Origin of the sequence: Streptomyces sp. NPDC101490 (assembly GCF_044767145.1) — a bacterium.
Taxonomy (GTDB): domain Bacteria; phylum Actinomycetota; class Actinomycetes; order Streptomycetales; family Streptomycetaceae; genus Streptomyces.
The window spans coordinates 121,961-132,588 of sequence record NZ_JBIWNI010000010.1; the positions used below are offsets into that span (position 1 = coordinate 121,961).

A 10,628-nucleotide genomic window follows, 5' to 3' on the forward strand; every position below is an offset into this window, starting at 1 on the left:
ATGTCCTTCCTCCGCCGCCGCAGCGCCGCCACACCCGCGGGCCCGGACTTCGATGTCCTGGCCATGGATCCGGGAGACTGGCCCGGTAACCTCGGCGCCGGTCTGCTGCCCGCTCCCGACGGCTCCTGCCAGGGTGTCTTCCTCCGGTACGACCTCTTCGGCGGCCGCGGCCCCGCGATGATCATCGGCAATCTGCCGCAGGGCTCCCCGGCGCGGGAGCTCGCGGACGGCCAGATTCCCTTCGAGGTCGCCCAACTGCTCGACGCCCTGGAGAACGACGAGCCGATCGAGGTCCTCGACACCGAGGACGTGCCGGTGATGCAGGGGGACAACCTCCTCATCGTGCGCCGCGTCAAGCTCTCGGAGAGCCGCATCTCCTGCGTCCAGTTCGACCGCAGCGACAACGTCCTGGTGACGATCGCCAGTTGGGACCGGCCGATCACCGACGACCTGTACGCGCTGCTCAAGCCGCTGCCCGCCGAGCTGTTCCAGCAGGGCTGAGGGAGAGCGGGGCCGATGAGCGCGCGCGTCGACAGCTGGATCTGGGCGGTCCGCCTCACCAAGACCCGCCCGCAGGCCGCCGCGGCCTGCCGGGCCGGACACGTCAAGGTCAACGGGGAGCGGGTCAAGCCCGCCCAGCCGGTGAAGCCGGGCGACGAGGTCCGGATCCTGCACGGGGGCCGGGAGCGGATCGTCGAGGTGAAGGAACTCCACACCAAGCGGGTCGGCCCGCCGGTCGCCGCCGAGGCGTTCGTCGACAACAGCCCGCCCCCGCCGCCGCGCGAGCAGGTCGCCGTCGCCGCGGTCCGCGACCGGGGCGCGGGGCGCCCCACCAAGCGGGACCGCCGCGAGCTGGACCAGCTGCGCGGCCGCGAGGCCTGAGCGCGCGGACCCGGCCCGTGGGCCGCCCCCGGAACCGTCCGGGGGCGGCCCGCCGCCGTGTCAGCGGCGCACCGTGGACCCGATGAGCGCGCCGATCCGGACGGCCGAGGTGCCCGGCCCGGTCGGGCCCCGGCCCACCAGCGGGGCACCGCTGCCCGCGTGGACGTCCCCGGCACCGTAACGGCTCACCTTCCGGTGCCAGTTGAGGACCCCCGCCAGCCAGTCCTCCAGCTCCCGCAGATAGGTCCCGAAGGCCGCCCGGCCCGCCGCGTCGAGCCCGAACTCGGCGTACAGCAGCGGAACCTCACGCTGCTTCAGGAGTTCGTACTGGCGCAGCCGCCCCCGCATCAGGTCGTGGACCATCGTGACCGCCGTCGGATAGTCGCAGTCGAAGAACGTCTGGAGCACCAGGACCCCGTTGTGCACCTCGCCCTCGACCTCGATCTCCTTCTGGTACGAGAAGAGGTCGTTGATCAGGGCCCCGTAGTCCATCACCGCGTTCTCCAGGGCGCGCACCGTCCCGGACCGGTACAGCTCCGGCGGCAGCGCCTCCGAGTGCCGCAACCGGCAGAGCAGCGTGGTCAGTTCGGAGCCGAAGGTGCTGCGGCGCATCTCGATGTAGTCGACCGGGTCGGGCACCCGGTGCTGCGCCTGGTTGTGCAGCTCCCACATCCAGCTCTCCAGCATGACGTCGAGGGCGTGGCGCAGTTGCGCGCGGGCGTCCGGGGCCATCGGGCCCGCGGTGCGCGCCCAGAGGTCGGCCAGTGACCGCTCCAGCGGGTTCACGGCACGTTCCGCCCCGACGGCCGGATCGTCCGTCGGCATACAGGACTTGAACCGCTCGGTCTGGTCCCGGGCCCCGGCGAGGTCGCGCGGGCGGCCGAAGACGGACGGGTAGTAGTCGTCCGCGTAGGTGCCCCAGGTCAGCCACTCGGAGCTCAGCTCCAGCTCCTCCACCGTGGCGTCCGGGTCGAGCCCCGCCGCGCACAGCGCCAGGTCGAAGCCCTCCGCGAGCGGCCGGTCCCAGAGGTCGTCGAGCAGTCCGAAGCCCTCGGCCCAGTCCAGGGATCGACGTCTGGCCTCCGCGTGGTGCGGGCTGAGCGTGAGCGGGTACGGCAGTTCGATCTCGGGCACCAGTGAGGGCCCGACGGGCTGGTGCGGCACATGGGTGAGGGTCCGCAGCCGGGCGGCGGCCGGGCGGCCGAAGAGGGTGCGGACGTCGAGCGCGGACGTGCCGAGGACACCGCCGATGAGGGACGGTCCGCCGGTCATGCCCTCGTTCATGTAGCGGCTGGAGCGCATGTGCCATTCGTGGCCGCCGGACTGCCAGTCCTGGAGTCCCTTGGTGTACGCGGCGACGGCCGCGCGTTCGGCCGGGTCGAGCCCCTTCTCGGCGGCGAGCCGGGGGACCTCGGTCAGCGCGGTGTTCTCGAACTGCTGGAGCCGGGAGGTCAGCAGGTCGTTGACGGCTTCGGCCGCCTGCTGGGTGGTGCAGCCGAGGAAGCGTTCCAGCACGAGCACGCCGTTGCTGTTCTCGCCCTCCTCCTCCACCTCGCGCTGGTACGAGAAGAGGTCGTTGCGCAGGTGGACGGCGTCCGAGAAGGCGTCCCTGAGCACCCGCAGCGGCCGGGAGTACGCGACCCGGGCGGGGACCTCGGCGCCCGCCGCGTACTCGACGAGCCCGGCGGACCAGGGCGCGCCGCCCACCTTGCGCCGCATCTCGATGTACTCGACGGGGTTGGCCACCCGTCCGTCGTTGATGTTGTCGAGCTCCCACAGGGACTCGTACAGCAGGTGTTCGGTGGCCTCCGCGAACCGGACGCGCCAGCCCTCGGACATCGAGGGAACGGTTCGCCTCCAGAGGTCGGCGAGCCCCGCCTCGACGGGGTTGGCCGGCTCGGGCATCCCGGCGGCGGGGTCGGCGGGCATGAACGACGGCAGCCGGTCCAGGTACTCCTTGCCGCCCGGCCGGTCCTGGGGGCGCTTGAAGACCTCCAGGAAGTGGTCGTCGAAGAAGAAGACCCACGTGTACCAGTCGGTGACGAGGTCGAGTGCCCCGGCGTCGCAGTCGGGGTGGGTGTAGGAGCAGAGCAGCGCGTAGTCGTGGGAGTCGAGGTCCTCCTGCTCCCAGACGCCCGAGCCCTCCAGCATCCCCATCGTCCGTGCCCACTCGCGGGTGTGGGTGCGGGCGGTCTCCAGATGGGGATTGAGCCGTGCCGGATACGGAACATAGAAATCCGGCATAACGAAGGGCTGTGGCATGTGCGGAAGTGCCTTCCGGTGAATGGGTGGTGGTTGTCCGGCCCACCTTTACCCGTCGCCCGGAAGCCGCACGCGATCTCTTGAATAGTCCTATGAACGCCAATGGGGTGGTGTCGGATCGCTCATCCGGCACCACCCCGCACGTTTCGGTCGGTCTCTCGTCAGGCTCGGGAAACCCGCACGTCAGCGGCCTTCACAAAGGCCACGCGATGGCCGAACTGAATCAGGTAGTACTCCTCCTGGCCCCGAACGACCCTGTGCCCACTGGTATCGAACGTAGGCGCGAAGAAGTACTCGCCCGGGGTACGGTCACCCACCACGTACCGTTGCCCCGCGAGCAGCTTGTACGGCAACGGCGACACCGCCTGCACCGGCACCCCCGCCGGATACGCCGACGCCTCCGGGTACGCCCTCCCGTACACCGGCACCTCCGCCAGCCCCTTCCTCGGGGTCAGGACGAGCCCCCGGGAGTTCACCGCCGTCGGCTCCCTCCGCGGATTGTGGAACCACGCCTTCTGCCCGAGGTACCAGATCGCCGTCCAGTCGCCCCGGCGCTCCGCCACCGCGTAGCTCTGCCCCGTCGAGGCGCGCGCCCCGGTGTCGTCGATCCCCGTGGTGGAGTCCTGCCCGCCCGGCCGCAGCCCGATGTCCCGCACCAGGGGCGCGTCGGAGCTCGGCGCGGTGTGCAGGCGCACGGCCCCGCTCCCGTGCGGCGCGCACGCCTCGCCCGCCGTCCCGCAGTCCGTGTAGACCGGCCGGTGGGACGGGTAGTCGGGCCGGATCGTCACCACCCCGGCGTCCGGACCCGCGCTCGGCGCGAACGGACGGCTGAGCAGCCGGAAGTAGTGCGCCCAGTCCCAGAACGGGCCCGGGTCCGTGTGCATGCCCCTGATCGTGGACGTCACCGTCCCCGGCACGTTGTCGTGACCCAGTACGTGCCGCCGGTCGAGCGGGATGTCGTACCGGGCGGCCAGATACCGCACGAGCCGCGCCGACGAGCGGTACATCGCCTCCGTGTACCAGGAGTCCGGCGAGGTCAGGAAGCCCTCGTGTTCGAGACCCACCGACTTGGCGTTCACGAACCAGTTGCCCGCGTGCCAGCCCACGTCCTTGAGCGGCAGGTGCTGGGCCACGTGCCCGTCCGAGGAACGCAGGGAGTACTGCCACGACACGTACGTCGGGTCCTGCACCAGCTTCAGGGTGGTGTCCCAGGTGGCCTCGGTGTCATGGATGACGATGTAGTCGACCGACTGGGACCCCGGCCGGTCCGCCTTGTCGTGGTTGCCGTAGTCGCCGTCGCCGAACTCCTCGTACGGCGCGGGCACCCACTCGCACGCCACCGTGCGGGGACACTCCACCGGCCCCCCGGCCGGACGGCGCAGCCCGAGCGCCGCGAGCTGACCGGTGACCGGCGCCACCCCGGGCGCCGCCGCCAGCCGCACCGCCTGCCCGCTGTCCGTCGTGCGCGACTCGCCGGTCCTGATCACCTCGAACACGTCGTCCGCGTACACCGCCGCCGTCGCCGAGTCGTCCGCGCCCGAGTACCGCGCCACCGCCCCGTACCAGTCGGCCGGATCCGCGCTCGCCGGGAGCCCGGCCTCGCGCTGCGCGGCGGCCAGCAGGGCCGCCCCGCCCTCGATGTTCGCCGCCGAGCCGGTCCGCAGCTCCTCCGCCGGGATGCCCGACAGCGCCGAGGCGCGATCCAGGGTCCGCAGCCGGGGAGGCAGCGACGACCGGTCCGGTACGGCCGCCGGGACCCGCGCGCCGGAGCGCACGGCGCGCGAGGAGTCGCCGCGCGCGTCCTCCGCGCCGTCCGAGTGGTGCGGGACCTCCCCGGCCAGGGCCGTCACCGCGTCCGTCAGGTGCATCGGCCCGTACCCCCCGGTCACGCTGGGAGCACCACCGTGGGCGTCCCAGCGCGACTGGAGGTACGAGACGGCCAGCAGCACGCTCTCGGGTACGCCGTGCCGCGCGGCGGCTCGGGCGAACTGCCCCTGGAGGACGCCCGCACCGGGCGTCTCGGCGCCCGCCGGAGGCGCGGCGGACAGCAGCGGCAGCAGCAGGGCGGCCGACGCGAGCGCGCCCACCGCCCTCGGGACACGTGGTGCCGGGGTACGTCCCGGGGACGTGGAACGGAGCAAGGCAGCCTCCTGAGGCGGGGTGACACGGGGGCGTGCGGGACCGAACCCGTACAGGGGTATCGGCTCCCGGACGATCCGTCAATCACGCCTTATCGCCAGAAAGTTCCCACGTCAGAGCGGGAACGGAGGCCGTTCGGAGGAGTTTCGCGGCAGCGGGGCCCCGGGCCTGGGACGCGTCAGCGGCGTGGACCCATGGCCGCTCGGCACGAGCCCACGGGCCGTGCGCGCGGCGGTCCGGACGCGCCGATGCGCCGCGTCCCGGTGTGTCGGCACCGGGCGCACGGCGCACCCACCCCCGTCGTCGTCGACCGGACCGGCGCCTCAGCGCGTCCCGACCGCCGCGCGCACGGCCCGCCGTGCCATGGCGCAGTCGTCGTGCAGCCGCCTCAGGAGCAGCCGCTGTTCCTCCCCGGGAGCGAGCGCCCCCGTGGGCACGGGTACCGAGCCGGCCGGCGGAGCCTCCTTCATGGTGCGCTGCACCGCCGTCTCGTAGGTCCGGATCTCCCGGGTCAGGACGATCATCAGGTTCACCAGGAACGCGTCCCGGGACGCGGGCCCCGCCTGCTGGGCGAGCTGGCTGATCTGGCGCCGGGCCAGCGGCGCGTCGGCGAGCACCGCCCACAGGGTCGCCAGGTCGTACCCCGGGAGGTACCAGCCCGCGTGCTCCCAGTCGACGAGCACCGGACCCGCCGGGGAGAGGAGGATGTTGGAGAGCAGGGCGTCGCCGTGACAGAACTGCCCCATGCCCTGACGGCCGCCCGCGTGGGCCAGTCCGCGCATCAGCTTCTGCAGGTCGTCCCGGTCCCGGTCGGTCAGAAGCCCCAGCTCGTGGAAGCGCGCGATCCGCCTCCCGTAGTCCAGGGGCGCGTCGAACGTCCCGGCCGGCGGGCGCCACGCGTTGAGCCGGGCGACCGCGCCCAGCGCGGCCCGCACGTCCGTCCGGGGCGGCGCCTCGACGGGGTGGCGGGAGAGCGCCGCCGCCCGCCCCGGCATCCGCTCGATCACCAGTGTGCAGTCCTCCGGGTCCGCCGCGATCAGCCGTGGCGCCCGCACCGGCGGACGGTGCCGGACGAAGGAACGGTAGGAAGCTATCTCGTGCCGGAACCGCTCGACCCACGCGGGGGAATGGTCCAGTAAGCACTTCGCGACCGCCGTGGTCCGCCCGGTCGTCCCGACGACGAGGACGGAACGCCCGCTGCGCCGCAGCACCTGCACCGGCCGGAACTCCGGGCAGATCCGGTGCACCGAGGCGATGGCCGTCTTCAGCTGAGCCCCCTGGGGGCCCGACAGGTCGATCCGCCCGCTGACCGGTTGGGTCCCCGCGCCGACCCAGCGCCGCGGCCGGACGGCCTGCGGCGCGGGGGCGAGAGAGGGACCCGTGCCCGACGGGAGGGTGCGGTGCTGGGGCCGGGGAGGGGCGGACACGGAGGACGATGCTGTGTACATGGGGGGTGACAGATCCCTTCGTGTGCCGACGAGTTGCGTGCGTCGCCCCGCCCGCCGCCGGGTCCGCACCCTGGGGAATGAGGGCCGGTCGGCGGGGCGGGGTGGCGCGTTCCTACCTGACACCCGCGCGCGGGTGGCGGAACATCGAGCGCACCCTGGCGAACCCTGGCGAATTGTCGCCAGGCCTATGACAGAGGGCTACTGTCAACTCAGCCGAGAACCTGGGGGCTTAGACGTGACCGGACAAACCAACACCCGCCTGTCAGACCTGTTCGGCCTGGCCGGATGGTCCAAGGGCGAACTCGCGAGACTGGTCAACCGGCAGGCGGCGGCCATGGGCCACCCCCAGCTGGCGACCGACACCTCGCGGGTGCGGAGGTGGATCGACCGGGGCGAGACCCCGCGCGATCCCGTCCCCCGGGTGCTGGCAGCACTGTTCACCGAGCGACTCGGCCGTGTCGTGACCATCGAGGACCTCGGGTTCGTACGGCGCGGGCGCAGTGGCAGACGGCAGGACGTCAGGGCGACGGAGAACCCTGACGGGCTGCCCTGGGCGCCCGACCGCACGGCGGCGGTCCTCACCGAATTCACGGGAATGGACCTCATGCTCAACCGACGCGGCCTGGTGGGCGCGGGTGCCGCGCTTGCCGCCGGCTCCGCACTCAGCAACGCCATGCACGACTGGCTGCGGAACGACCCCGCACGCCTGCCCGGCCCCCAGCGGGCCGTCGATCCCCTGCACGCCGACCCGGCGGGCTTCGACCGCTACGAGGCCGCCCCCATCGGCTCGGAGGAGATCGAGGCCCTGGAGCACTCGGTGGAGGTGTTCCGCGCCTGGGACGCCTCCCGGGGCGGTGGCCTCCAGCGCAAGGCGGTGGTCGGCCAGCTCAACGAGGTGGGCGGGATGCTCGCCTACCGGCACGCCGACCACCTCCAGCGGCGCCTGTGGGGCGTCGCCGCCAATCTGGCCGTCCTGGCCGGCTGGATGTCCCACGACGTGGGTCTCGAACCCACCGCCCAGAAGTACTTCGTGATCGCCGCCCACGCGGCCCGCGAGGGCGGCGACCGGCCCCGGGCCGGGGAGGCGCTGTCCCGGGCGGCCCGCCAGATGGTGCACCTGGGACGTCCCGACGAGGCCCTCGACCTGATGAAACTCGCGCAGGTCGGCTCCGGTGAGCGGGTGCTGCCCCGCACCCGGGCCATGTTCCACACGATCGAGGCCTGGGCGCAGGCGTCGATGGGCCGGGGGCAGGCGATGCGCCGCACCCTCGGCGAGGCCGAGGAACTGTTCGTGTCGGACCGGCACGACGAGAAGACCCCGAGCTGGATGCAGAACTTCGACGAGGCCGACATGCACGGCATGCAGGCCCTCGCCTACCGGACCCTCGCCGACCACGACCCGTCGGCGGCGGTACCCGCCCAGCGCCACGCCAAGCTCGCCCTGGAACTGCGGCGCGGCGGCCACGACCGGTCGAAGCTCTTCGACCACATCTCCCTCGCCTCGGCCTGTTTCATCGGCGACGACCCGGAGCAGGCCGACCGCTACGCCCGGCTCGCCCTGATGTCGATGGGGGAGACCTCGTCCCACCGCACCTGGGACCGGCTCCGCGAGATGTACCGGCTGACCGGCCAGTACGCCGGGCACACGAGGATCGAGCACCTGCGCGAGGAGATCGAGGAGGTCCTGCCCAGGTCCCCGGTCAACCACCCGAGGACGGGGCAGGCCTGAGCGGAGGGCCCCGGGACGCGGGACTCCCACGGGCCGACAACCCACGGAGCACGACGGGTCCATCACGGGCGACGACCGCCATTCGGGGTCCGTCGGGTCTTCACCGTGCGACGGCTCCCCGCCGTGTGCGGCTCCGCGGGGGTACGGGGGTCGTCAGCTGCCGACCCTGACCACCATCACGCAGGCGTCGTCCTCGCGCTGTTCCTCGCCGAACTCCCCGACGACCGCGCGCAGCGCCTCCTGGGCGTCGCGCGCCGCGACGAGCCGGTCGCCGAGGGCGAGCAGCCGCCGGGCGCCCGTGTCGTCGTCCGTGGCGCCACCGCCACGGTTCAGTCCGTCGGTGTGCAGCACGAGGACGTCGCCCGGCAGCAGCCGGGTCTCGGTCTCGCCGTACACCGCACCGGTCGTGGCCCCGAGGAGGACGCCCTCGGGCCTGCGGAGCACGTGCCCCGTCCCGTCGCGGAACAGCAGCGGGGCGGGGTGACCGGCCTGCGCCCAGGTCAGGGCGTGGGTCACCGGGTCGTACCGGCAGCACATCGCACTGCCGAGGGCGGGCTGCGCGGAGGATTCCAGGAGCTGGTTCAGGTGGCCCATCAGCGCGGCGGGGCGGATGCCCGCGACGGCCATGCCGCGCAGCGCGCCGAGGAGCATCGCCATGGAGGAGGTCGCGGCGACCCCGTGCCCGGTCAGGTCGCCGACGCTGAGCAGCGCGTCCCCGTCGGGCAGGGTCAGCGCGTCGTACCAGTCGCCGCCGATGAGGTCGGGGCTGGCGGCGGGGAGGTAGTGGGCCGCCACGTCCAGCGGGGCGGGGCCGTCGTGGGCGAAGCGGAGCGAGCCGCGCCACGGCGGCAGTACGGCCTCCTGGAGCTCCACGGCGACCCGCCGCTCGGTCTGTTCGAGGTGGCGGCTGCGCTCCAGCCGGTCCCGGCTCTCCCGGACCGCGCGCTGGCTGCGCCGGAGTTCGCTGACGTCACGGAGGACGGCCCACATGGAGGCGGTGCAGCCGTCGGCGTCGAGGACGGGCTCGCCGGTCATGTGGACGGTGCGCAGGGAACCGTCCGTCCGGACGATCCGGAACTCGCCGTCGATCGGCCGTCCGTCGATCAGGCAGTCCGTCACCATGCCCTGGAGCAGCGCCTGGTCGTCCGCGAAGATCATCGTGGGCATGTCGTCCAGCGACATCGGACCGCTCTCGGGCGCGCGTCCGAAGATCTGGAACAGCTCCTCGGACCAGCTGACCTCGTCCGTCAGCAGGTTCCACTCGGCGCTGCCGACCCGGGAGAGCAGCGAACCGGTGCGCGGCGGGGCCGCCTGTCCGTAGGCGGCGCCGGGGTCGGTCGTGAAGTCGCCGCCGGGGCCGACGTCCGTCCCGGGCGCGAGCCCTTCGGGGCCGCCGGCCCGGAGCTGGTCCAGATGGGAGCCGAGGTCGTCGAGCTGATGGACCGCCAGATCGCACAGGGCGCGCTGCCACCGCTGCCGGGGGTCGTCCTCGTTCGCCACGGCGTCCTGGCGGACCGCGGCCAGCTCGCCGCGCAGCCTGGCGGCCTGGGAGATCAGAGCGTCCACCGCACCCGGCTCCGGCTGCTGGGCGGGGTGGTCCGCGGACAGGGGGGACGGCATGTCGTACTCCGATACAGGCGCGGTACGGCCAGGCCAAGTGGAAAGAACAGGCCCGCCTACGACTGTCGCACAGCGCACGACGGGTCGTAAGGGATTTGGCAACACTCGATCCGGTGGTGCTTACGGCATATGCCGAAGGCTCGGCGATTATCGGCCACGCCGCGACGCGTTACGGTGCGGGGGTGGTGAACGACGACGGAATCGGCACGGTGGGCACACGCGCGGAGACGCCCGTGAGCGCGGCAGGGAACGTGACAACGAGCCCCACGGGGGCGGTGGTTACGCCGATGACGGACGTGACGAGAGCGGTGGGACCGATGGACGTGACGGATGCGGCAGCAGAGGCGGCCGGGACGGCCGGAACACCCCGAAACCCCGGAACACCCGCGATAACAGGGCGAGTCGGAGCGCCCGGAGCGCAGGCCGCGCCACCCGGAGCGCCGGTCGCGCCCCCCACGGCGGCAGTACGGCCTCCTGGAGCTCCACGGCGACCCGCCGCTCGGTCTGTTCGAGGTGGCGGCTGCGCTCCAGCCGGTCCCGGCTCTCCC

7 protein-coding genes are annotated in these 10,628 nt (G+C 73.0%); 3 read left to right on the forward strand and 4 right to left on the reverse strand.

Translation table 11 applies throughout. The features are described 5' to 3' along the window. Both ACIRQY_RS20275 and ACIRQY_RS20280 read left to right on the forward strand, forming a co-directional pair. Positions 1-501, forward strand: coding sequence for a hypothetical protein (locus tag ACIRQY_RS20275; protein ID WP_351795943.1), 501 nt, complete (start codon positions 1-3; stop codon positions 499-501). A 15-nt stretch (positions 502-516) separates the two neighbouring features. Then, positions 517-882: an RNA-binding S4 domain-containing protein gene (locus ACIRQY_RS20280; RefSeq protein WP_403927543.1), complete on the forward strand. Its 366-nt coding sequence runs from the start codon at positions 517-519 to the stop codon at positions 880-882. A 60-nt stretch (positions 883-942) separates the two neighbouring features. On the opposite strand, the gene ACIRQY_RS20285 is transcribed toward ACIRQY_RS20280, so the two are convergent. From ACIRQY_RS20285 to ACIRQY_RS20295, 3 genes are all read right to left on the reverse strand, one after another. Then, positions 943-3,144 carry a germacradienol/geosmin synthase gene (locus tag ACIRQY_RS20285; RefSeq protein WP_403927546.1) on the reverse strand — a complete coding sequence of 734 codons (2,202 nt, stop codon included), beginning with the start codon at positions 3,142-3,144 and terminating at the stop codon, positions 943-945. A gap of 161 nt (positions 3,145-3,305) precedes the next feature. After that, a complete protein-coding gene (locus tag ACIRQY_RS20290; protein WP_403927549.1) occupies positions 3,306-5,231 on the reverse strand; it encodes an N-acetylmuramoyl-L-alanine amidase in 1,926 nt (641 codons plus the stop codon). Between the two features lie 375 nt (positions 5,232-5,606). Beyond that, positions 5,607-6,731 carry an aminoglycoside phosphotransferase family protein gene (locus ACIRQY_RS20295; protein ID WP_403927551.1) on the reverse strand — a complete coding sequence of 375 codons (1,125 nt, stop codon included), beginning with the start codon at positions 6,729-6,731 and terminating at the stop codon, positions 5,607-5,609. Positions 6,732-6,966: 235 nt separating this feature from the next. On the opposite strand from ACIRQY_RS20295, the gene ACIRQY_RS20300 reads away from it, so the two are divergent. After that, entirely contained in the window at positions 6,967-8,460 is a 1,494-nt protein-coding gene (locus tag ACIRQY_RS20300; protein WP_403927554.1) for a hypothetical protein, read from the forward strand. A gap of 153 nt (positions 8,461-8,613) precedes the next feature. On the opposite strand, the gene ACIRQY_RS20305 is transcribed toward ACIRQY_RS20300, so the two are convergent. Then, positions 8,614-10,080 (reverse strand): PP2C family protein-serine/threonine phosphatase, encoded by a 1,467-nt coding sequence (locus tag ACIRQY_RS20305; protein ID WP_403927556.1) that lies wholly within the window; start codon positions 10,078-10,080, stop codon positions 8,614-8,616. Positions 10,081-10,628: the final 548 nt, after the last annotated feature.